Origin of the sequence: Flavobacterium frigidarium DSM 17623 (genome assembly GCF_000425505.1) — a bacterium.
Taxonomy (GTDB): domain Bacteria; phylum Bacteroidota; class Bacteroidia; order Flavobacteriales; family Flavobacteriaceae; genus Flavobacterium; species Flavobacterium frigidarium.
Genome location: NZ_AUDO01000004.1, coordinates 275,359 through 298,714 on the forward strand (window position 1 = coordinate 275,359; position 23,356 = coordinate 298,714).

At 33.1% G+C, this 23,356-nt stretch carries 26 protein-coding genes; 13 read left to right on the forward strand and 13 right to left on the reverse strand.

Annotation, left to right across the window (positions count from 1 at the left end):
• The first annotated feature begins 11 nt into the window (after window positions 1-11).
• The 3 genes from H603_RS0103475 to H603_RS0103485 all read left to right on the forward strand — a co-directional run bounded on the left by H603_RS0103475 (window position 12) and on the right by H603_RS0103485 (window position 2,870).
• Complete coding sequence (locus tag H603_RS0103475) at window positions 12-581, forward strand: pentapeptide repeat-containing protein (RefSeq protein ID WP_026707271.1); 570 nt, start codon at window positions 12-14, stop codon at window positions 579-581.
• A gap of 75 nt (window positions 582-656) precedes the next feature.
• Window positions 657-1,544: a carbon-nitrogen hydrolase gene (locus H603_RS0103480; protein ID WP_026707272.1), complete on the forward strand. Its 888-nt coding sequence runs from the start codon at window positions 657-659 to the stop codon at window positions 1,542-1,544.
• 282 nt (window positions 1,545-1,826) lie between these two features.
• A complete protein-coding gene (locus tag H603_RS0103485) occupies window positions 1,827-2,870 on the forward strand; it encodes an agmatine deiminase family protein (protein WP_026707273.1) in 1,044 nt (347 codons plus the stop codon).
• 83 nt (window positions 2,871-2,953) lie between these two features.
• Here the strand turns inward: H603_RS0103485 and H603_RS0103490 are convergent, their stop codons facing one another.
• The gene (locus H603_RS0103490; RefSeq protein WP_026707274.1) at window positions 2,954-5,221 is read right to left on the reverse strand and encodes a M1 family metallopeptidase; all 2,268 of its coding nucleotides are present in this window, start codon (window positions 5,219-5,221) and stop codon (window positions 2,954-2,956) included.
• Between the two features lie 179 nt (window positions 5,222-5,400).
• Between H603_RS0103490 and H603_RS0103495 the strand changes: the two genes are divergently transcribed.
• The 3 genes from H603_RS0103495 (at window position 5,401) to H603_RS0103505 (ending at window position 7,484) form a co-directional block, all read left to right on the forward strand.
• The gene (locus H603_RS0103495) at window positions 5,401-6,255 is read left to right on the forward strand and encodes an aldose 1-epimerase family protein (protein WP_026707275.1); all 855 of its coding nucleotides are present in this window, start codon (window positions 5,401-5,403) and stop codon (window positions 6,253-6,255) included.
• Window positions 6,256-6,270: 15 nt separating this feature from the next.
• A complete protein-coding gene (locus H603_RS0103500) occupies window positions 6,271-6,834 on the forward strand; it encodes a GNAT family N-acetyltransferase (RefSeq protein WP_026707276.1) in 564 nt (187 codons plus the stop codon).
• A gap of 98 nt (window positions 6,835-6,932) precedes the next feature.
• The gene (locus H603_RS0103505) at window positions 6,933-7,484 is read left to right on the forward strand and encodes a DUF3575 domain-containing protein (protein WP_026707277.1); all 552 of its coding nucleotides are present in this window, start codon (window positions 6,933-6,935) and stop codon (window positions 7,482-7,484) included.
• Here H603_RS0103505 and H603_RS0103510 read toward each other — a convergent pair.
• Window positions 7,481-7,711 (reverse strand): VF530 family protein, encoded by a 231-nt coding sequence (locus tag H603_RS0103510; protein ID WP_026707278.1) that lies wholly within the window; start codon window positions 7,709-7,711, stop codon window positions 7,481-7,483. The two genes, H603_RS0103505 and H603_RS0103510, sit on opposite strands and share 4 nt — an antisense overlap.
• Before the next feature lie 70 nt (window positions 7,712-7,781).
• On the opposite strand from H603_RS0103510, the gene smpB reads away from it, so the two are divergent.
• A complete protein-coding gene (gene smpB, locus H603_RS0103515) occupies window positions 7,782-8,237 on the forward strand; it encodes an SsrA-binding protein SmpB (RefSeq protein WP_026707279.1) in 456 nt (151 codons plus the stop codon).
• Window positions 8,238-8,312: 75 nt separating this feature from the next.
• On the forward strand, window positions 8,313-9,368 hold the full coding sequence (locus H603_RS0103520) for a Fic family protein (protein WP_026707280.1): 1,056 nt from the start codon (window positions 8,313-8,315) through the stop codon (window positions 9,366-9,368).
• A 97-nt stretch (window positions 9,369-9,465) separates the two neighbouring features.
• On the opposite strand, the gene H603_RS0103525 is transcribed toward H603_RS0103520, so the two are convergent.
• The 3 genes from H603_RS0103525 to H603_RS0103535 form a co-directional block, all read right to left on the reverse strand.
• The gene (locus H603_RS0103525) at window positions 9,466-10,107 is read right to left on the reverse strand and encodes a protein-L-isoaspartate(D-aspartate) O-methyltransferase (protein WP_026707281.1); all 642 of its coding nucleotides are present in this window, start codon (window positions 10,105-10,107) and stop codon (window positions 9,466-9,468) included.
• Between the two features lie 527 nt (window positions 10,108-10,634).
• Window positions 10,635-11,675 (reverse strand): RluA family pseudouridine synthase, encoded by a 1,041-nt coding sequence (locus tag H603_RS0103530; RefSeq protein ID WP_026707282.1) that lies wholly within the window; start codon window positions 11,673-11,675, stop codon window positions 10,635-10,637.
• Window positions 11,665-12,282, reverse strand: coding sequence for a PASTA domain-containing protein (locus H603_RS0103535; RefSeq protein WP_026707283.1), 618 nt, complete (start codon window positions 12,280-12,282; stop codon window positions 11,665-11,667). The genes H603_RS0103530 and H603_RS0103535 overlap by 11 nt, the downstream gene beginning before the upstream one ends.
• Before the next feature lie 242 nt (window positions 12,283-12,524).
• Here H603_RS0103535 and H603_RS0103545 point away from each other — a divergent pair, with 242 nt between their 5' ends.
• The 4 genes from H603_RS0103545 (at window position 12,525) to H603_RS0103560 (ending at window position 15,362) form a co-directional block, all read left to right on the forward strand.
• A complete protein-coding gene (locus H603_RS0103545) occupies window positions 12,525-13,496 on the forward strand; it encodes a D-alanine--D-alanine ligase (RefSeq protein ID WP_026707284.1) in 972 nt (323 codons plus the stop codon).
• A gap of 10 nt (window positions 13,497-13,506) precedes the next feature.
• Complete coding sequence (locus H603_RS0103550) at window positions 13,507-14,199, forward strand: DUF421 domain-containing protein (protein ID WP_026707285.1); 693 nt, start codon at window positions 13,507-13,509, stop codon at window positions 14,197-14,199.
• A 22-nt stretch (window positions 14,200-14,221) separates the two neighbouring features.
• Entirely contained in the window at window positions 14,222-14,677 is a 456-nt protein-coding gene (gene coaD / locus H603_RS0103555) for a pantetheine-phosphate adenylyltransferase (protein ID WP_026707286.1), read from the forward strand.
• A gap of 106 nt (window positions 14,678-14,783) precedes the next feature.
• Window positions 14,784-15,362, forward strand: coding sequence for a PhnA domain-containing protein (locus tag H603_RS0103560; protein ID WP_026707287.1), 579 nt, complete (start codon window positions 14,784-14,786; stop codon window positions 15,360-15,362).
• 411 nt (window positions 15,363-15,773) lie between these two features.
• On the opposite strand, the gene H603_RS0103570 is transcribed toward H603_RS0103560, so the two are convergent.
• Window positions 15,774-16,499: a DUF6503 family protein gene (locus H603_RS0103570; protein WP_026707289.1), complete on the reverse strand. Its 726-nt coding sequence runs from the start codon at window positions 16,497-16,499 to the stop codon at window positions 15,774-15,776.
• A 196-nt stretch (window positions 16,500-16,695) separates the two neighbouring features.
• Between H603_RS0103570 and H603_RS0103575 the strand changes: the two genes are divergently transcribed.
• Window positions 16,696-17,637, forward strand: coding sequence for an NAD-dependent epimerase/dehydratase family protein (locus tag H603_RS0103575; RefSeq protein ID WP_026707290.1), 942 nt, complete (start codon window positions 16,696-16,698; stop codon window positions 17,635-17,637).
• Between the two features lie 31 nt (window positions 17,638-17,668).
• On the opposite strand, the gene H603_RS0103580 is transcribed toward H603_RS0103575, so the two are convergent.
• The 7 genes from H603_RS0103580 to miaE form a co-directional block, all read right to left on the reverse strand.
• On the reverse strand, window positions 17,669-18,535 hold the full coding sequence (locus H603_RS0103580; protein ID WP_035675275.1) for an IS3 family transposase: 867 nt from the start codon (window positions 18,533-18,535) through the stop codon (window positions 17,669-17,671).
• Window positions 18,535-18,969 carry a transposase gene (locus H603_RS17595; RefSeq protein WP_026707292.1) on the reverse strand — a complete coding sequence of 145 codons (435 nt, stop codon included), beginning with the start codon at window positions 18,967-18,969 and terminating at the stop codon, window positions 18,535-18,537. Before H603_RS17595 ends, H603_RS0103580 begins: the two co-directional genes overlap by 1 nt.
• Before the next feature lie 104 nt (window positions 18,970-19,073).
• On the reverse strand, window positions 19,074-19,577 hold the full coding sequence (locus tag H603_RS0103590) for a GNAT family N-acetyltransferase (protein ID WP_026707293.1): 504 nt from the start codon (window positions 19,575-19,577) through the stop codon (window positions 19,074-19,076).
• Window positions 19,578-19,642: 65 nt separating this feature from the next.
• Window positions 19,643-21,433 (reverse strand): ATP-binding protein, encoded by a 1,791-nt coding sequence (locus H603_RS17055; RefSeq protein ID WP_051219140.1) that lies wholly within the window; start codon window positions 21,431-21,433, stop codon window positions 19,643-19,645.
• A gap of 10 nt (window positions 21,434-21,443) precedes the next feature.
• Window positions 21,444-21,896 (reverse strand): response regulator, encoded by a 453-nt coding sequence (locus H603_RS0103600; RefSeq protein ID WP_035675357.1) that lies wholly within the window; start codon window positions 21,894-21,896, stop codon window positions 21,444-21,446.
• 43 nt (window positions 21,897-21,939) lie between these two features.
• The gene (locus H603_RS0103605; RefSeq protein WP_026707295.1) at window positions 21,940-22,494 is read right to left on the reverse strand and encodes a helix-turn-helix domain-containing protein; all 555 of its coding nucleotides are present in this window, start codon (window positions 22,492-22,494) and stop codon (window positions 21,940-21,942) included.
• A gap of 195 nt (window positions 22,495-22,689) precedes the next feature.
• On the reverse strand, window positions 22,690-23,283 hold the full coding sequence (gene miaE, locus H603_RS0103610; protein ID WP_026707296.1) for a tRNA-(ms[2]io[6]A)-hydroxylase: 594 nt from the start codon (window positions 23,281-23,283) through the stop codon (window positions 22,690-22,692).
• Window positions 23,284-23,356 lie beyond the last annotated feature (73 nt).

Genomic DNA, 23,356 nt, shown 5'->3' on the forward strand with positions numbered 1-23,356 from the left:
AACACTTCACAATGACTGCATATATATTAGATAAAACCTACAAAAATATAAATTACGAGCAAAATGATTTAAATCATCAAGAATTTGAAAGTTGTACGTTCAAATTTTGCAACTTTACTGTTTGTAATTTTATTGCAGTTACATTTATAGATTGTATTTTCACAGATTGTGATTTTTCTAATGCAATGATCAATCACGTTGCTTTTAGGAATGCTAATTTTAAAAATTGCACTATTATAGCTGTCAATTTCGCGATGTGTGACAAATTAATTTTCGAAATTAATTTTGATAACTGCAAACTTGATTTCTCAAAATTCTATGCTTTGAAGATGAAAAACACCACTTTTAAAGATTGTAGTATTGTCGCAGTCGATTTCATGGATTGTGATTTGACCGATGCTTTATTTGCTAATTGTGATTTATACCGTTCAGAATTTGCTGGTGCAAAAGCTATACGAACAAATTTTTACACCAGTTACAATTACATTATTGATCCAAAGAAGACTGCAATTAAAAAAGCAAACTTTTCCCTATCAGCAGTTCATGGTTTACTTGCCAAACATGATATTGTCGTTGTATAATTTTTTCTTAAATCAAAAATCATCATTTTTTACTGTTTATAAAATTCACTAAATTTGTACACTAAAATCAATACTATGTCAAACAAAAAATATAAAATTGCAGTTATTCAGTTGAACTTAAATGACGTTGCCGAAAACAACCTCAAAAAATGTATGAGCTGGGTAAGAGATGCTGCAAATCAAGGAGCAGAAGTAATTACGTTACCAGAATTATACAGCAGCCATTATTTTTGTCAAAGTGAAGACGTTGATAATTTCGAAATTGCCGAGCCATTATATAGTACTTCATTTATAGCATTTAGCGCTTTAGCAAAAGAATTAGGAGTGGTAATTATTGTTCCTTTTTTCGAAAAAAGAATGGCAGGAATTTACCACAATAGTGCTTATATCATAGACACTGATGGTTCAGAAGCTGGTTTATACAGAAAAATGCACATACCAGATGACCCACATTTCTACGAAAAATTCTATTTTACACCTGGAGATTTAGGTTTTAAAACGATTCCTACTAAAAAAGGAAAAGTAGGTACTTTAATTTGCTGGGATCAATGGTATCCAGAAGCAGCTCGTTTAACTGCTTTGCAAGGTGCAGAAGTTTTATTCTACCCTACAGCTATAGGATGGCACCCAGGTGAAAAAGAACAGTACGGAACAAATCAGTACGGTGCTTGGATGAACGTTATGAAAGGTCACGCCGTGGCAAATGGAGTTTATGTTGCTGCTGCCAATAGAATAGGTTTAGAGAAATATTTACCAGATACTGACGGAATCGAATTCTGGGGAGCATCATTTATTGCAGGTCCTCAAGGAGAAATTTTAGCACAAGCTTCACATGATAAAGAAGAAATTCTAATCGCAGAAGTTGACTTAGATGTTCAAGAAAATATTCGTCAAAACTGGCCGTTTTTTAGAGACCGTAGAATTGACGCTTTTGGAGATATTACTAAAAGAGCCATTGACTAATTGCTCTTAAAAATTATAAAACACTTTTTGTTGAAAGGACTAAAGCATCTCGCTTTAGTCCTTTTCTGTTATAAATAAAGTTCTTTTTAAATTATTTCTTCTAATTATTGAATTGTATCATTCAAAAACTAATCTACTTATTTGGGTAAAATCACACATTACTGGAGTAAAAAACACCTAATAGAGTTCAATTTTAGCTTCATTTTATATTTTTACTTACCGTAAATAAAATAAAAATTGTTCTCGAATGTTTACCTTTGTACTTTGTAATCGAAAATTATTATGACTGAAAATAACAGAAGGTTTCCTGCAGAATGGGAAAATCAACAAGGAATATTACTTTGCTTTCCACACAACGGAAAAGATTGGCCTGGAAAATATGAAGCGATTCAATGGGCTTTTATAGAATTCATAAAAAAGGTGGCTGCTTATGAAACAGTTTACTTAATTGTAGCCGACACAAAACTTAAAGAAAAAGTTACTGAAATGCTCGAAATGGCTAAAGTTGAATTAGACACCATTTCGTTCATTATCCAAAAAACAAATAGAAGTTGGATGCGTGATTCAGGTCCTATCATCGTGAGAAACGGAGACAAGAGAGAAGCTTTGAATTTCAACTTTAATGGTTGGGCAAAATATAAAAATCATCAATTAGACAGACAAGTTCCAGCAACAGTAGCCAATGCTTTATCTCTACCATTAACGCAAGTGATGTATAAAGGGAAGCCTGTAATTGTAGAAGGTGGAGCCATCGATGTTAACGGTAGAGGAACACTACTTACTTCAGAGGAATGTTTAATGCACCCTAGTATTCAAGTGCGTAATCCAGGTTTTACAAAGGCTGATTATGAGGCTGTTTTCAAAGAATATTTAGGAGTTACAAATGTGATTTGGTTAGCAGATGGCGTTCAAGGTGACGACACGCATGGGCACGTCGATGATCTTAGTCGTTTTATTAATGAGGATACCATAGTAACAATTGTTGAAACGAATGCAGAAAGTGCTAACTACAAGCCATTACAGGAAAATTTAAAACGATTGCAAGAAGCCAAATTAGAGAATGGTAAATCTCCAGTAATCGTAGCGTTACCAATGCCTAAACAAATCGACTTTGAAGATTTGACATTGCCGGCTAGTTATGCTAATTTTTTAATATTGAACAAATGTGTTTTGGTGCCTACTTTTAATGATATTAACGATCGCAAAGCTTTGAACATATTAGCAGAGTGCTTCCCTGATAGAGAAGTAATCGGTATTAGTGCAATTGATTTGATTTGGGGACTAGGAACTTTACATTGTTTGAGTCAACAAATTCCTGCTGAATAAAATGCTTAGGACGATTTAATTATACAAAAAAACACCAGCTATAGGCTGGTGTTTTTGTTTTAAAAACAGAATAACATTTGTTATTATTTATCTTTTGTAAACGGAATTTTTTGATCTGCACTGATGATCATATCAAAACCATCTTTATTATCATTAAATTGAAATTGTAATCCTGCTCTTTTAGATTCGAATAAATCTTTACCAATAGGCTCTACTGTAAAGTCAGGGTAATCAGTAATGGCAACATTTAAAACACTATTTTTCTCTGAGAATATAATTTTGATTGGCGCCCTACTGTTAGAGTAAGTTCCTAAATAACCATCAAGTATAATATCTTTTTCAACTTCACCCGTTGCAGAAGACCAAATGTTATTCTCAGGATTATTATCTGGTAAAACATGCTGCGGGTCTAGCGTGATGCTATCAACTTCTTCTGTTGATTCATGCTTAAATGACCATGAAGTATTTCTCTGCCAAACTTCAACTGGCAAATTAATGCGATCTACTTTACCACTTTTTAATTTTACATCAATAATAACAGGCATAGGCATTTTTTCGAAGTTTTCGACAGTAATTACCACTCCTTTACTTGGATCATTTTTAACGTATTTTACTCCAGTGATTCCCTGATCAAACTTCCAATTGTATTGAAACCAACCTCTCCAAAACCAACCTAAATCTTCTCCAGCAACGTTCTCCATTGTTCTAAAGAAATCATCTGGTGTGGGATGTTTAAAAGCCCATCTATCAACATAAGTACGGAAAGCAAGATCAAATCTTTCTGGCCCTAACACTTGTTCTCTTAGAATAACCAATCCTGAACTTGGCTTTGCATACAATAGTAAACCAATGTTTCCTTCAAGCATGTTATCAGGACTACTCATAATCGTTTCTAACTTATCATTAGTATATCTGTCTGCTAATTTATTTAAGTCTGAGGCTGGTGATTTGTATTCGCCATTATTAAACGCCTCTGTACTTAGTGAATTAATGAAAGTATTGAACCCTTCATCCATCCATCCAAATAAACGCTCGTTTGAACCTACTATCATTGGGAACCAGTTGTGACCAAATTCATGATCTGTAACTCCCCACAAATCTTCACCTTTAGACTCCCAGCTACAAAAAACAATTCCGGGATATTCCATTCCACCTTCGTTTCCTGCTACGTTTGTCGCAACGGGATACGTGTACTCCATCCATTTTTCAGAGTAATGTTCGATTGATCCTTTCACATATTCAGTTGAGCGACCATAAGCTCCCTCACCTGCACTTTCCACTGGATATGCCGATAATGCTAAGGACTTTTTACCACTTGGCAAGTTTATTTTTGCTCCATCTAAAATAAAAGCAGCTGAAGATGCCCAAGATAAATCTCTTGCATTTTTTAATTTATAGTGCCACGTTTTAGTTGCTGTTGAATTTGTTTTAGACAATGCTTCCACTTCTTCTGCTGTGCGAATCATCACTGTTTTGTCACTCGTTTTTGCTTTAGCCAATCTGCTTTGCTCCACTGAGCTGTACACCGCTGTAGGATTAACTAGCTCACCAGAAGAAACTACAATATGATTTGCAGGTGCTGTGATATTAAGATCAAAATCACCATACTCTAAATAAAATTCAGATGCTCCTAAATAAGGATTTGTGTTCCATCCGCGTACATCGTCATACACACACATGCGTGGGTACCATTGCGCGATTGTAAATATTTTTCCGTTCTTAGTATCTAGAACTCCGGTACGATCTGATCCTTCTTTTGGAGAAATATACGAGAATTCAATTTTAATTCTAACAGTTCCTCCTTCTGCCTTTAATTCTTCAGGAAGAAAAACTTGCATTCTTGTGTCTGTTACTAAATATTTTGCATCAACTTCATTGACTTTACCTTTTACGGAATTGATGATTTTTACAGATTTTATTTTATGACCTCCATCAAAATCTTCACCTTGAGCGCCGTTACGACTACCTGTAAGGGGCACAACAGCATTTCCTCTTGAATCAGCTTTAAATAAATTTTGATCTACGTTCATCCAAACAAATTTCATTTTATCAGGACTGTTGTTGGTGTACGTAATAATATCAGTACCTACGATTTCATTATTTTCAGCGTTTAGTTTAGCTGTAAGCACATAATCAGCTCTATTTTGCCAATATTCCGCTCCCGGCTGTCCGCTAGCAGATCGTGTTGTCGTACCATTTTTAGAGTAAAAAAATGGTGCAAAAGCATCATGATAATTGTAATTTGAAACTGGCACATCCTTTGTTTTTGCTGGCTCATTTTGAGCATAAACAGAAGAAACACCTACTAATATAGCCATTTGAAGTATGACTTTGAACCTAATATTTTTCATGTGTTTGAATTTTACAACCAAATTAGCAAAAAAAAAGAGAACGCTAAATAAAATATAGATTAAGGTGCAAAATTTAAGAGAATATTATTTAATGAATGATTAATTGCACATCAATCCCAAAATCTGAAATTTTAAAAATATCTTTACAGTATTCAATGACACTATAATTTAAAGACGCGATGACGACTACCATTTCAAATTCAATGCTTTCAGTAGAAATAAAACACGCTGGAGCCGAACTTTGTTCGATTATAAAAAGAGAAAATAATAGGGAATATATGTGGCAAGCAGATCCAGATTTTTGGGGCAAGCACTCCCCTATTTTATTTCCAATTGTGGGAACTTTAAAAAACAATACTTATAGCTATAATGAAACCGACTATACTTTATCAAGACATGGTTTTGCAAGAGATTTAACTTTTGAGCTTATCGATAAAAAAGAAGATAGCGTGACATTTTCTTTGCTTTCGAATGAAACGACTTTAAAAGTTTATCCATTTGCTTTCGAATTGCAAATTAAATATTCATTAGACAATGCTTCTCTAAAAATTGAATATACTGTTATTAATAATGGTGACACAAATTTGCCATTCTCTATTGGTGCTCATCCAGCATTTTCTTTACCCCTAGATTTTGAGAACTACAAATTAGAATTCGAAAAAGAAGAAAAGCTAACGTACCATTTACTAGAAGATAACTTACTTTCAAATGTTACTGAGCTCCTTGAATCAACTGATAAAAAAGTAGCTTTAAAATACTCTTTATTTGAAAGAGACGCGTTAATTTTTAAAACCTTGAAATCAAATTCGATAACGATAATTGAAGACGACAAACCATTACTAGCTATGCATTACGATAACTTTCCACACATGGGAATTTGGACAATGCAGAAGGCGCCATTTTTATGTATTGAACCTTGGTACGGCTACTCAGATACAACTGAAGCTACTGGAAAAATAGTAGATAAAGAGGGAATTCAAACCATTGTGGCTGCTGACACGTTTGCAACAGCATACAGTATCGAAATTTTATAATCGAAAATATACATTATGCTCACCTTAAATTTTAATCCGTTTCCAAATTTAGAAACTGAACGTTTGTTATTAAGAAGAGTGCTTCTATCTGATGTCAACGAAGTTTTTGCTTTACGATCTAATGAGGAAGTGATGAAATACATCCCTAGGCCCATAGCAAATACTATTGCTGACGCAGCAGCGCACATAGAAACCATTGATAATACTATTGATAACAATGAAGGAATTAATTGGGCAATCACATTAAAAGGCAGCAATCAGTTAATAGGATTGATTGGGCATTATCGCATACAACCTAATAATTATCGGGCCGAGGTTGGTTACATCCTCAATCCGTCTTTTCAAAGGCAGGGAATTATTGTGGAAGCGATGAAAGAAGTAATGGAATATGGATTTAAAGAAATGAAATTACACTCTATTGAAGCGGTAATAGATCCTAATAATAGTGGCTCTGAAAAAGTTTTAATTAAAAGCGGATTTAAAAAAGAAGCACACTTTATTGAAAATCAATTTTATCAAGGTAAATTTTTAGACACTGTTGTCTATTCGCTGCGCAATAATCAATCTGAAGAAATTTAATTCTCCTATTTAGATACTAAAACTACTCCATTTGTGTTTACCTTAAAAACAATTAGTACCGATAAGATTTATAAATAATTTCGGTTAATAAAACTACTATGAAGAAAATTATTATGTTCGCGATACTCCTAGCAAGTATCTCTTCTCAAAGTCAAACCTATGTAAAAGTAAATGCAATGACTACATTATTGACTATACCTAATGTTGCTATCGAGACTAAGGTAGGAGAAAAATCTACTTTAAATTTTGATGCCTTAGGTTCGTTTTGGCAATCTGTCAATGGAAAGCCACGTGAATTTTACACCCTAACTGCAGAATACCGCTACCATTTTAAAGCCACAGATGATGGTTTGTATGTGGGTAGTCATGTAGGTGTAAGCAAATATAATTTCCAAAAATGGAATTATCTAAACACAGACAACTACGAAGTAGGAAAAGGCTACTTTGTGGGAGCCACTCTAGGTTATAAAGCAAAACTAAATGATAAGTTTTATTTAGACTGTTTTTTAGGCGGTGGCTGGCATCAAGGGTTTTATAAAGGATATCACATTAGTGATGGAACACGATATGACTCCGCTAAAAATTACAACAAAAGTGGTGAATGGTTCCCTTATAGAGGCGGTGTCATGATTTCATATAAATTAAACTAAGAAGTAAACTTTGTATAATTTGAGATATAAAGTTCTTCTACTTGCTTTCTAGCCCAATCTGTTTTTCTTAAAAAAGTTAAGCTTGATTTTATACTAGGGTTGTCATTAAAGCATTTAATTTTAACTAATTCTCCTAAGGTATCAAAACCAAAGTGTGCTTCTAATTGCTCTACAATTGTCTTGAGTGTTACGCCGTGTAAAGGGTCTTTTGAATTTTGTTTTTCCATGTGGCAAATTTATGCCAATTTTATAAAAAAAATTGCTGATTCATGCATTTGTTGTTACATTTGTCATCCTATGCTAAAAACTGTCAACATACTTAATAAAAGAGCCCGATTTGATTATGAAATAATCGAGAAATTCACTGCCGGAATAGTTTTGGCAGGAACTGAGATTAAATCAATACGCTTGGGTAAAGCAAACATCACAGAGAGTTTTTGTGAGTTTAGCAATAACGAACTCTTTGCCATCAATACTTATATTGAGGAATATACTTTTGGTAATCAATTCAACCATCAAGCAAGAAGTGAAAGAAAGCTACTTCTTAATAAAAGAGAACTTAAAAGCTTAGAGCGCAGTGTTCAAGCAAAAGGTCTTACTATTGTCCCTTTGAAACTTTTTACCAATGAAAAAGGGATGGCTAAATTAGAAATTGGACTTTGTCGCGGTAAGAAAACATATGACAAACGAGAGTCTCTCAAAGAGCAAGACACAAAAAGAGATTTAGATCGAATAAAAAAAATATACAAGTAATAAAAAAGGGTTAAGCAATTAACCCTTTTTTCTGCTCCTATTTGATGACAATTTTAGTCAAAATTTTATTAGATTATGAAAAATATTTTGCGTGCTGCCCGAGAAAATAAAGGAATAAAAACTAGAGAGCTATCAAAGATGGTGCAAGTTGATCAGGCTCTTATCAGCAAATTTGAAAGTGGTACACGCAGACCTACAAAAGACCAACTCTTAAAACTTGCCAGCACACTTGACATAGAGTTAACTCCTTTACTAATTTCTTGGCTTAAAGAAAAAATTTTACATGAGATTTCTAATGAGGAATTTGCGCTCGAAGCTTTGAAAGAAGCACAAGAGGAACTAACTATAAAATTGGCCAAAGAAAGCAAGTCAATAAACGATTTATTTGAAAAAGATTTACAACTAATCGAAGAACTTAAGATAGTAGCACATCAATTAGGAGTAGCAAATAATATCAAACTACAAGACAACTTTATAATTAGCTATGTTTTTGAAAGCAACAGCTTAGATGGAAATTCACTTTCAAAAATAGAAACCGAATTAATCTTAAATGAAGGACAGAGCATTGCAGGAAAAAGCATGCACGAACATCTAGCTGTAATCAATCATCAAGAAGCGTTGCGCTATACCCATAAAATAGCACAAAGTAAAGAATTACTAACTGTCGCAACTATCATAGAGATTCACCAACTACTTTTTAGAGGAATAAACCCTAAAGAAGCTGGAACTTTTAGGACCACTGCAATTAGTATTAAAGATGATTTATTCTCGCCTTCAAAACCTGAAAACATAGAAGCTGATCTCGAAAGTTTAATGCTGTGGCTTAACAAAAACAAAAATCATTTGCATCCCGTGCTTTTAGCAGCAGCGTTCAAAATTAAATTTCTCAGTCTGCAATCTTTCAAACAAGGAACGGCTAAAATTGCTAGATTATTGACCAATTTGATACTATTACAAAATGATTTGACACCAATTATTTACATGAGCGATAGTAATAGTAAGAAAACGTACTTAAGTGCGTTGATAGCAAGTATCCAAGATCAAAATAATAGTAGCTTCACAACATTTCTATTGCAACAAGAGAAAGAAAGTTTGAAATTCAATATTTCATTTATGAAGAAAGTGGATTAAAAAAACTAATCAATCTGTATTTCGCATCGGCTTTTATAACAGGAATAAAGATGCAGAAAAAAGCCCCATCAATAAGTGTGATAGGGCTTAATTTTTTTTAGTTTTTATCCTCTAAGAGTGGTACAAATCTGAATTCGCCCAACTCGTGTTTTTCAAATTGAGTCTCGTTCTTTCTAATCAATAAAGTCATTACTTGAACGTCTTCTCCTAAAGGAATAACTAACCTACCTCCTATTTTAAGTTGCGCCATTAAAGGCTGCGGAATATAAGGAGCTCCTGCAGTTACAATGATGCTGTCAAAAGGACCAAAGTTAGGCAAACCCTTATAACCGTCCCCAAAGGTTAAATGTTTAGGTCTAATGCCTAATTTAGGCAACAATGTAGATGTTGTCTTGAACAATTCATTTTGTCTTTCTACACTGTACACTTTAGCGCCAAGCAAATATAAAACGGCTGTTTGATATCCTGATCCAGTACCAATTTCTAAAACCTTATGATCCTTTTTAATTTCTAATAATTGCGATTGAAATGCAACAGTATAAGGTTGCGAAATAGTTTGCCCTGCACCTATGGGGAAAGCCTTGTCTTGATAGGCATAATCTTCAAAGCTAGAATTCAAAAATAGGTGTCTTGGGATTTTTTTAATCGCATCTAAAACATTTCTATCTGTAATTCCTTTTTCTTGTAAAACGCTTACTAATTGGTTTCGAAGTCCTTGGTGTTTTGCAGTATCTTTCAATGGTGGTATATTATATTTCTGTAAAATTAATTAAAGAATTATCATTTGCAACATAAACTACGCCAGCAAATTCAAAAAAATCAAGTTGCTTAATAACGTATTGATTGTGAAACGCTAACTCTAAAAAATATTTTATAAAAGCCTTTTTAATGTTGAATTATAACTCGGTTCATTTTATAATAATGTGCACAACATTATAAATTGTAAGTCTAAAATATCACTAAAAGTGGGTATTGTCGATGTCCCTTTAATGTTGTCTATTTACATGCGCTAAGAAGAAGCTTTTTAAAATAGCTATCTAATCAAACTGCTGTAACAATAATTTAAATAAAGCTTGAATATATGCCATTCCAAAGGAAACCAGACGCACACAGTAAGATAATATTGCACTACAATTAGCCTAACCAAAAGCTATTAAATGCAACCAAAAAACCCCTATTTACCAGAAAAATAGGGGTTTTTACATTATCATATTTAGCATATAATAATTGACTTATAATTTTATAGTTCTCATATTCCATTGGCAATTACGCCTCATCATCAGTTAAATGTGATTTAGAATATCCTCTCCATTTTTCGATACAATCTTGTAGATCTTGAGGTAGCTCTGTGTCAAAACGTTTCATTTCACCAGTTGAAGGATGAACAAAACCTAATGTTTTAGCATGTAAAGCTTGCCTTGGTAAAATCTTGAAGCAATTATCTATAAACTGCTTGTACTTTGTGAAGGTAGTCCCTTTTAATATTAAATGACCACCGTAACGCTCGTCATTAAATAAAGGATGCCCAATATGTTTTAAGTGCGCTCTAATTTGGTGTGTTCTACCTGTTTCTAGTTGGCAAGAAATCAAAGTAACATACCCAAAGCGCTCTAAAACTTTATAATGTGTTATAGCCGGTTTCCCTATTTCTGGATCAGCAAAAACCGCCATTTGCATACGATCTTTTAAATGACGAGCTAGATTTCCTTCGATTGTTCCACTATCATCAGCTACATTTCCCCATACTAAAGCAACATATTCTCTTTCTGAAGTTTTGGCCTCAAATTGTTTCGCTAGATGTGTCATTGCCGCTTCAGTCTTAGCAATCACTAATAATCCTGAAGTGTCTTTATCAATACGATGTACTAAACCGGGACGTTCACTACTATTCATTGGCAAATTCTCAAAGTGATGTGCCAAAGCGTGAACAAGAGTTCCTGTATAATTTCCGTGACCTGGATGTACAACCATCCCTGGTTCTTTATTAATCAAAAGCAGTACATCATCTTCATAAACAATATTCAAAGGAATATCTTCTGGAATAATATGGTTTTCATAAGGAGGATGCGTTAACATCACTCGAACCACATCCAGCGCTTTTACTTTATAGTTTGATTTTACTGGTAAATTATTTACAAGAATATTTCCTTCTGTCGCTGCAATCTGTAATTTATTACGTGTCGCATTTTGTATTAACCCCATCAAATATTTATCAATTCTTAAAGGTGTTGTCCCTTTAGTAACTTCAAATTTAAAATGTTCGTATAATTCTTGTTCTAAGTCGTCTGACTCTATATTATTGTTCATCTGGCATTTCATCAATTGATTCTGGTACAGAATCCGTTCTTACATCTTCTTCGTAACTCGCTTTTCCGTCTCCTAAAACCAAATCAATTTTAGACGATTTTAAAACTCTATCTCCTGGTCTGATACTTCTTCCTTTATAACGCATGTCAAGAACCATGTCTCTTCCTAAATTAGGAATATAAGTAATTGTCCCTTCTTCTAAGCCTAATGCTTTTAATGTAGGAACAGCTTCACGGTATGTTTTTTCGATTAAATCCGGAATCTTAACTGATGAAAATCCTGAAGAATTGATCTTGATATATACTTTACGACCTTCTTTTACTTTAGCCCCAGGTAATGGATCTTGCTGAATCACACTATATTTAGGATAATCATTACGATAATCTAAACTGTCTAATAATATATAAGACAAATCAAGACCATCTAATTTCTCTTCAACTTGCTCCTCTGTAAGTTTACTCAAATTAGGAACAACAATTTCGTTACCATGATTTGTAGTAAAAGTTAGCCAGTGCATGAACAAATAGCCTAACACAGCAATAATTGCTGCAGCAAGAAACACTTGTAAAAGAAATACACGGCTAATAAGATAGTTACGTAAACTCATAAATTTATTTTTATTTGTGGCAAAGATAAACCTATTTCGTTCCAAAAAAAATGATAATTTTGTTTAATGGTATTTAGTTTTTCTTTGTTCATTATTAGGAGCTAATCCCGCTATCCGCTGTATCCACACAAAAATGTGTGGGATGCCGCTTCTATCGGGGCTAAAAAAACGATACAATCACATAACATGACTCTTTATGCGACAATGATAAAAGCGCTATTAAAGAAATTAAACTACAAAAAATGAAAAATATTGCCATAATAATGGGCGGCTATTCTAGTGAATATAAGATATCATTAATCTCTGGAAACGTCGTTTATAAATTTCTGGATAAAACAAAATACAACTGTTACTGCATTCATATTTTTAAGGAAAAGTGGGTATGTGTCGATGATGATAAGAACGAATTTCCTATCGATAGAAATGACTTTTCTATTACTATAGCGGGACAAAAAATCATCTTTGACTGTGTGTTCAATGCCATTCATGGCACTCCTGGAGAAGATGGATTGATGCAAGCTTATTTTGAATTACTTGAAATTCCGCAAACTTCTTGTGATTATTATCAAGCAGCATTAACATTCAATAAAAGAGATTTTTTATCTGTTTTAAAACCATACGGGATTAAAAGCGCGACATCGTACTACTTAAATAAAGGTGACGAAATTAATAGTGACGAAATTGTAGCAAAACTTGGATTACCTTGTTTTGTAAAACCAAATAAAGCAGGATCTAGTTTCGGAATTTCAAAGGTAAAGACGGCTGCAGAATTGCCTATAGCTATCGAAGTAGCCTACCAAGAAGATAACGAGATTATCATAGAAAGTTTCTTAGATGGAACCGAAGTTACTGTAGGAGTGATTAACTATCGTGGTGAAATAGTCGTACTACCAATAACCGAAATTGTTTCTGAGAACGACTTCTTTGATTATGAAGCTAAGTATCAAGGTAAATCGCAAGAAATCACTCCAGCAAGAATTTCGCCAGAAATGACTAAAAAAGTCGGTGATATAGCAAAGCGCGCTTATGAATTACTAAAAATGAAAGGATTTTCAAGAACAGAATTTATAATTGTAGATAACGAACCTTTCATGTTAGAAATGAATACTATTCCTGGATTAACACCAGAAAGTTTGATTCCTCAACAAGCTGAAGCAGCAGGAATAACGCTTACTGATTTGTTTGACAATGCGATTCAACTGGCTTTAAAGTAATACCAATATCATGAAAGACATTTTTGAATGGAGTCGCGTACTATGGAACGATCTACCCGAAATTTTTTTGGTAGAAGTGATTTTTCGTTCCATCGTGATGTTTATTGTTCTTTTACTCACGTTAAAGATTGCAGGTAAGCGAGGTGTCAAACAATTATCTGTCTTTGAAACTGTTATAATAATCGCTTTAGGTTCTGCAGCAGGAGATCCCATGTTATATGACAATGTGGGTATTTTACCAGCAATAACTGTTTTTGTGGTAATCATTTTAATGTACCGACTGATCACTTGGATGGCCGCAAAAAGTAAAAAATTTGAAACTTTTATCGAAGGCAAAACAGCCTGCTTTATAAATGAAGGACGCTTTTCGATCAAAAATTTTAAAAAAGAAAGTCTGGCACAAGATGAATTTTTTTCTGAATTACGATTAAAATCTATTGAACATTTAGGACAAATAGAAAATGCCTATATCGAAACAAGTGGCGAAATAAGTACTTTTTTTTATGCCGATGACGAAGTGAAATATGGTTTGCCAATCTTGCCTCATTTATTCGATAAAAAAAATAAAAACATCCCTAAAGACGGGTATTTCTCGTGTACATTTTGCGGATTTACAGAAATTAAAACAGCCGGAACCGCGGTGTGTGAGCACTGTGACAGAGATGAATGGGTCGAATCAATAAAATCAATCCGAATTACCTAAATTTGAAATCCAGCAACAAACTATGAAAAAAGCTATATTCCCAGGATCATTCGATCCTATTACATTAGGACACGAAGATATTATCAAGAGGGCTATTCCGCTTTTTGACGAAATAGTAATCGCGATAGGTATAAACGCTGAAAAAAAATACATGTTTTCACTCGAAGATAGAAAACGATTTATCGAGGAGACCTTTAAAAACGAACCGTCAGTGACGGTGATTTCTTATGAAGGTCTAACAATTGATCTGTGTAAAAAATTGGGTGCTGATTTCATTTTACGTGGATTGCGTAACCCTGCCGATTTTGAATTCGAAAAAGCAATTGCACATACTAACAGGTATTTATCAAAAATAGAAACAGTCTTTCTATTAACCGCCGCTAGGACGTCCTATATTAGCTCAAGCATTGTTAGAGATGTCTTAAGAAACGGTGGAGAGTATCAAAAACTAGTTCCGAAGGCCGTTCGCTTGAAATAGAGGTCGTTAATTATTTTGGGTAAGTAATGAGCAAACTTTTAGAAATATATAAAATTAGTGTTGCGAACTATTAAATGTTATTTTCGCAAAAAACAAATAACAAAAGATGAGTATAGAAAGAGAATTAAATAAACGTAGTGGATCTAAATGTGAGCTTTGTGGTAACACAGAAAATCTAAAAGTATATCAAGTACCTCCTACACAAAAAGGTGGTATTGATGAAGCGGTTATGACCTGCTCTACTTGCTTTGACCAAATTGAAAATCCTGGTACAGAGGATTTAAATCACTGGAGATGTTTAAATGACAGTATGTGGAGTGAGCATACAGCGGTTCAAGTGGTATCTTGGCGTATGTTGAGCCGTTTACGTTCAGCTGGATGGCCTCAAGAATTAATTGACCAAATGTATTTTGACGAGGACACCTTAGCGTGGGCACAAGCGACTGGTGAGGGCGAGGAAGACGAAAGTAAAGTTATACACCGTGATAGTAACGGCGTTATCCTTGAAGTAGGAGACAGCGTGGTGTTAATCAAAGATTTGAAAGTAAAAGGTTCAAGCATGGTAGCTAAACAAGGTACTGCCGTTAGAAACATTAGATTAGATCATGAAAATGCAGAGTACATTGAAGGAAAAGTAGACGGACAAACAATTGTAATTATTACACAGTACGTTAAAAAACTTTAAAAAATATACAGTATAAAAAGGGATTCAGCTACATTATAGTTAGCTGGATCCCTTTTTTTGTTTATGTGTTTTTAAATCAAACTGTTAAGTCCAGCTAACTTCTATCATCATTATTAACAACTGCAAAATAAATAGTATCTATTAGAAAGTATTTGAATAACATAGAATGAAATTTACTTTTGCAACTAAAATAAATTAAATTCTTTAAAAAAACTTCAATAGTGGCTGGTATAAAAAGTACATCAAAATAATACAAAAAGAATACCCTAATTTTTTTTGATGAAAAAGGCATCAGCTTCTTGGCTGGTGTTTTTTTTTTATTTAAAAGAGAATATCATTTTTATAGCTAACTGTTCATAAAAAAAGCCTTCAAAGAATTGCAGTTCTTATGAAGGCTCTATTATTTAAGTTTTATAGCTTTTGGAATATATCTGTACCGTAATCTTTATTTGCAACGACATTAGTTGGTCCAACTTTTTCATTCATTCGATCGTAAGAAAATAGCACCTTGGCAACTTCTTTATAATCGCTCCAAGGTTTCAAAAACGCAGGATTCTCATCATTAAAATTCTTGTAAAAGGCCCATTGCTTAATTAGCTTGGTATCTTTTTCTACATAAACCCAATATTTATTTTGTGGTGTCACTCCCACTCCATCAAAAGTCATTTGTAATACTATTGCATCTTTCCCATCTGCTAACTTATCTTCTTTAACATAACTTAGATTTACACCATTATCATTTAATTTCCAAGGCATCACTAGCCAATAAGAATCATTAATCCACCATTCTTTTGCACGCTGCAATAATGCTGTTGATTTACCTGTATCTGTTATTAGTATACCATTTTCAAATGCTTGTCCTTTCATCGTATTGATATTGACTAAAACCACTTGATTATCTTTTGGATTTTCGACTCTTAAATCTCCAGTCCACTTATTCCAATACAATTTGCGACCTACAAAATTCCACTCTAAAGTCTGTATCGCATCATATGCTTTTCTGCCTCCCATGGCACTTTCAATCTGATCTACTATTTTGCTAACCTCTTTTTCATCTTGGTTTTTTTGAGCACAACTAGTGGTTGCGATCGTAATTATAGCAATAAATGCAACTAAAAATTGGTTTATTTTTTTCATAATATCTTGATTAATTTTTCTCTGTAAATTTACATTTTAAAATTATGCTAATTCAAATATATCCTTTAGTTTTTTTCTCTATCCAAACGACTGTTAGATGCAAAAACTAAAACTTAAAACTACAATAACACAATCGAATCAATAATTTGCTTCGTAACTTAGCCTACAATTAATTTATCTATAAAATCAATACAACATGCAAACGATATTAGGAGCAAACGGAATTATAGGCGAAGAATTAGCTAGAGAATTACGCAAGAATTACACCCAAGATATAAAGTTAGTTGGCCGAAACCCAACGAAAGTTCACCCTGATGATATTGTTTTTTCAGCTGACTTAATGAATGGACAAAGCGTTATAGAAGCATTAGAAAATACCAGTATAGCATACTTAACAGTTGGTTTGCCTTATGACTCGGAAATCTGGCTTAGAGACTGGAAGATAGTCCTTGAAAACGTAATTGAGGCTTGCAAAATCAATGATTGTAAACTTGTTTATTTTGACAATACATATGCTTATCCTCAAGATGTAAGCATTCAAGTGGAATCTACTCCAATGCAATCTGAAGGAAAAAAAGGAAGAGGAAAAAAATTAGCCGCAGAAGTTCTCTTAAAAGCAATTGATAACAAAGAAATTGAAGCGGTAATATGTCGAGCTCCTGAATTTTATGGCCCTGGAAAAACAAAAGGACTGACAAATATGATGGTTTTTGAAAGTCTAAGAGATAAAAAGGAGCCTAAAGTTTTTTTAAGAGACGATAAATTGCGCACCTTAATCTATACTCCAGACGCTAGTAAAGCCATGGCACTTATAGGGAACACCGCAGATGCTTATGGACAAACTTGGCACTTACCTTGTGATGATGACCGCTTGACATATGAGAAGTTTTTTGAAGAGATTTCTTCAAATTTAGGACGTAAAATTAAATACAAAGTTTTAAGTAGCTTAGTGCTTAAAGCTGCAGCTCTTGTAGACAAAAACATGAAAGAAACAACCGAATTATTGCCTCGATATGAGATTGATAATATTTTTGTTTCAGCCAAATTTAAGGAACGATTTCCTGATTTTAAAGTGACTACCTATCAAGAGGGAATTGCCAACATTATAAAAGATTTCGGGATGTCTCGTCCTGAATAACCGATACAGATTATTAGACAAAAATATTTAATTAAACACTTGCAGAAACATTTTTGCAAGTGTTTTTTGTTTTATATGTCCTCATTTTAATTTGACTTTGTAAATGCATTTTGTTTGGAGTCAGCATATAGTTAGAATAGTGAGGTCTTAATTCATTGTATATAGTGACTGATTCTTTAACAATCTGTTTCATGTTTTTTAAATCTAGGTTGTACTTATCAATCATGAATTCCTGTTTTAATATTCCGTTTATTCTTTCAGCTACAGCATTCTCATATGGGTCAGAGTTTTGCGTCATACTTGGCAATATTCCGTTTTTATTTAGCGTGTTTTGATAATCATTAGCACAATATTGCAATCCTCTGTCTGAATGATGAATCAATGGTATTTCGTTGTTCTTTCTCTGTTTTATAGCCATATTAAGAGCCTTAACACTGCTTTCTGTATTCATATTGTCAGCAACATAATACCCCATGATTTTCTTAGAATATGCATCCGTAACAATGCTCAAATAACACGGTTTTTCTCGTTTTCCGATATATGTTATGTCTGAAACCCACACTTGATCAGGCCTGTATATTTCTAAGTCAAGAATTTGATTTTGATGTTTTCTAAATCGATGATGAGAATTAGTGGTTACATGATAACTACGTTTTGGCTGTATCAATAAATGATTAGCCCTGAGTATATCAAATAATTTATCTCTTCCAACTTTCATCGGCTTAAGATCATTCATTAGTATGTGATATGATTTCTTACCACCAAGCCTGGGCATTGTTTTCCTAACTTGATTAATCATTGACACGACTTCAATTGCTTTAGCTTCCTTGTTGCTTTTTCTTTTAATTCTTCGATAATAAACCTGTCTGTCTATCCCGAACAAATTACAGGCGAACATTATTGTTTGCTGTTCTTTGTGTTTAAAATGGTCGATTGTTCGGGTGGAGAGTTTTTTCGTATGTCAATTTTATATTCTTCTTCTGCGATATCAATCATCATATCAAAAATGATTGCTTTTTTATCTGCAACAAAGGCTTGTCTTTCCAAAAAGGACTTCTGCTTCTCTAGAAGTTTTACCTTGGCTTCAAGCTCCATGATCTTTTGTTCTGGCGACTTTGACATAGTAAATGGTGTTTGATTTTCCCAATCAAAGTTACCGAATTTTCGGAGCCATTTAACAACAGTTGATCTATTTTGAATACCATAAGTCTTTGTGGATTCCGTAACTGTAAGTTCTCCTCGTTCAATTTCTTGAACAATTTGTAATTTAAAAGACATTGAGTAATCTTTTTGAGTTCGCTTAACATAGCGTGTTTCTTCATGCTTTTCCATTAGGATACTTTTTGTGTATCGCTATTTCAGGACGGGACAGGATTAAATAAAAAAAGGCTGAGTGAATATCACTCAGCCCTTTTTTTTGAATTTAGCAGCTGCTTTTATAGCTTCAGTTTTTTCTCCATAATGTAATCTTGCATCAAATATCCATGTCCAATTTCGATATCAATTTCCTCAATGGTCTCAAATCCTAACTTAGTGTAGAACTTTTGCGCCTTATTGAATCTATTAACATTCAATGACAAAGTGCTCGCGTCAAAAGCCTCTGCGGCTTGCTCAACTGACTGCAGTAGCATTTTTCCTAATCCTTTGCCCTGAGTTTCGGGCAATAAGTAAATTTTGTGAATATGCGAATTATTCATTTTTTTAAAATCATGTTCATAGGAAGCAAAGCCAACGCATTTTTCATCCTCAAATAAAAGCGTGAACACATGTCCTTTGAGCTCTTTGTTTTCTAACAAGGTTTCTTTCGAATAAAAAGAATCTAGCATAAACTTTAATTGTTCCTCGCCTAGTATTTCGCCATACGTACCAGGCCAAGTTTTAAAGGCTATTTCTTGAACTAAATGTAGTTCGCTATCTAATGCTTCGCGGATAGTTATCATAATTGTATACTACTATTTAACTGCGTATTATTTTTAATTGTAGAAGCACCTTAAAATGATACTTTCTATATATTGCGAGGAATAAAAATGGCAAACTCCGCTCCTTCTCCAGGTACCGAACTTACTTGAATAAAACCGTCGTGATTTTCAACAATCCTCTTACATATCGCTAATCCTAATCCCGTACCTGAATACTTTGAATCCTTCTCTAAGCGGTAAAACAAATTGAATATTTTACTTGAGTACTCTTGCTTGAAACCAATACCATTATCAACAATGACAATTTTGCAATATTCCTCGTTTGATATTATCTTACTTTCATAGATTTCGTTTTCAAAAATTTCTTCTTCAAAAATTGAAATTATCGGATTAACATCATCTTTACTGTACTTTAGTGAATTCGAAATTAAATTAATAAACAATTGTTCCATTTGAAATGGAATCACCTTAATAGTAGGTAATATAGCTGCAGAAATTACCGCTTTTTTATCTTCAATGTTTATTGCTAAATCATCTAAAATTTGAGTTATAATTTCGTTTAAATTGGTTTCTTTAAATACTTTATCGCCTTTAATGGTGCGAGAATAATTAACCAAATCAATTAGCAATGTTTGCATTTTATTGGCTGAAAGTTTAATTTTCGAAAAGTAAACTTTCCCTTGATCAGATATTAAATCAATTTCCTTAGCCTCAATCCTAGAAATAAACATTTGGATCTTATGAAGTGGTTCTTGTAAATCGTGACTCACTATATTATTAAAAGATTCTAACTCCTCATTTATGCTCTTTAACTCTTTGTTATTTTCTTCTAATTCTAAGGTTTTTTTGTACTGATCACTAACATCGTAGTTCACACCAGTTTTAATCATATCTCCCTTACTGTTACGCGTAAAACTGCCTACAGATCTAATGTAGCGAATATCACCATCAGGCAAGATATAACGGAACATCATCGAAGTTGGTTCTAAGGTTTCCAGTGACTCTTTGTGAGATTTAATTACAAAATCTACATCGTCAGGATGAATATGTTTAGAAAAATTCTCAATCGTAGGTTCAAATTTATTAGGATCAACCCCTAATAGCCTCAGGAAATTATCAGAAAATGTGTAGAGCTTGGTTTCTAAATCAATTTTCCAATGTCCAAAACCAGCAATTTTTTCGGCATTATTAAAAGAGTGATTTAAAAATTGTAAATCATCATTAGCTTTTTTCAATTCTTTAATATCGACATTCATCTTGTTGAAAGACAACAATAAAATCAACAATGAAAGAATGACTAGTAAAAAAGCGCTTATTATTGAATCTTGAAGCTCAAATTGGTGATTATCGTTGTGTATTTTAATTTTATCCCCTTCTGCGTTGATTGTTTTATACACAAAAGTTTTCATGGATTCAGTAAAGTCACTACTCTCCTTTAACTTTGCGATAAGCTGCTCTTTGCCGGGGTTTTTACTCTCTGCGAGTAATAATGTTTCTTTGAATAAAGCGAAGCGATAATCAATCATTCTTTTTAGTTGATCAACATCTTTACTTCTGGCGGGATTGTTAGCAACTAGTTTTTTTATTCGAATGAAATTCATTTCGATTTCACCCTTACGCAAAAAACGATGTTCCAAATACGATTTATCTTTGGTGATAACGTAGCTCCTTAAATTAGTTTCATAAATACTAATAATCGAAAGGACGCGTTCTAATTCTAGCTGAGTTTCGGTAGCATTAGTAATTACATTCACTGAAGACTCTAAACTTTGCATCTGTTTGTAAAAAACAGATGCAATGTATCCAACTACCAAAATTGCTATTCCTAAAGCTATTTTGAAAATTTGAGAGTTTCTATATAAACTTCTAAAATTCATTCCAGAAAATTTAAATGCTAAAGAAAAAAGTTTCTTTATTTAATCCTGAAGAATGAAATTGCCAGTTAATGTTTAAAACTTCCTTGATGACTTTCTTAAGTTTAGTAAAGTCATTAGGCTTTTTAATATAAATATTGGCTCCTTCAATAAAGGTCTCTTCAATATCTTTTTCTGATGACGATGTAGAATAAATAGCTATTGACACCTCTTTAAATCGAGAGTCAGCACGAATCTCTTTCAAACATTCAAAACCTGATTTATAAGGCATATTTAAATCTAGAAAAAGTATGTGTGGCATTACTATATCAGGATTGGCCAAATATTCCATTAGGTCCTTACCGTCATTAAATAATGTTAATTTATTATTCATTTTAAGCTCCATCATTGCATCACTAAAGAAAGCGCGATCATCTTCATCATCATCAGCAATCAAAATATGGATCGAATCCTTGTGTGTAATCATAACTTTATATTTTGTTTGTTTGTAGGTATTTTTGCTTGTTTTGTTAATTTGATAAGTTTCTCCTTTTATCGACAATTCTCTTAAAAGCAGATGGCGTTAAACCTGTTACTTTTTTAAATTGACTGGATAAATACGCTACACTGCTGTAGTTTAATTTATAAGAAACCTCAGTCAAAGTCAATTCATCCTCAATGATTAATTTTTTTGCCCTTTCTATTTTTTGAATAATAATGAAGTTCTCAATAGACGTGTAAGTGTACTCTGAGAAAATATTGGTAATGTATCCGTAACTAAAATTTAGTTTATCAGATAGATATTGTGAAATCGTAACAGATGGTAATTTATCTTTTTCATAAACCATCTCCACAATTGCGTCTTTAATTTTTTGAATCAATTGGCTTTTTTCATTACTAACAACAAATATAGCATATTTGTTTAACGCCTCTTGAAGCTGTGCTAGATTCTCCTTTGTAACAGAATTTGAGATTTCAATTTCCCCTAGCTCTAATAATTTGTAACTAATGTCTAATCTTTCTAACTGCTCTTGTAATATAACTCTACAAGCTACAATTCCATCATATTTAATATAGAGTCTCATCTAATTTTAAGTGTATTTATTAAACAAAATTGGTATAAATATATGCCAAAAATAGCAATAGAGACAAGATTTTTAAACTTAAATGCAAAATACTTCTAAACTATTCTTGCATTTTATGTAAATATCTGATTATAAACCAAATTAAAACATCATATTTTAATTCATTTTAACTTAAAAAAAATAAAATAATTTGATTTAACCATGAATCGTCTCTCCTTTTCCATAATTAGCAATTACAGAAGCTTCAAAATCGATCCATTCTCTCCAGCGCTTCTCCACATCAATTCCCGTACCATATTTACGTGCATAAGTAATAAAAGTGGTGTAATGTCCCGCCTCACTTTCCATCAATTCTCTATAAAAAACAGCAAGCTCCTCATCTTTAATGTTTTCAGATAAAATTTTAAATCGCTCACAACTTCTTGCCTCAATCATGGCCGAAAATAATAATCGTTCCACAAGACTTGACACCCTACTGCCATTATTACTTTTCTTCATATATAAATACAATTCATTTACATATTCGTCTTTGCGCTCACGACCCAATTGCATGCCGCGCTTGATAATAATATTATGAACCATTTCAAAATGCTCAATTTCTTCTTTGGCTAAAGCCAATAAATCTTTGACTAAATCTTGGTGTTCTGAATTTTGAGTAATGATGGTAATCGCGTTGGTAGCTGCTTTTTGCTCGCACCACGCATGATCCGTTAAAATCTCCTCAATATTTTTTTCAACTATGTTGACCCATCTAGGATCAGTAGGCAATTGTAATCGTAATACACCCATGATTTTTTTGTTTAAAATTGTTTCACGTCTAAAGTTTCCAAAAAAAAAGTTTAAGGTTCATTCTGCGGCAAAA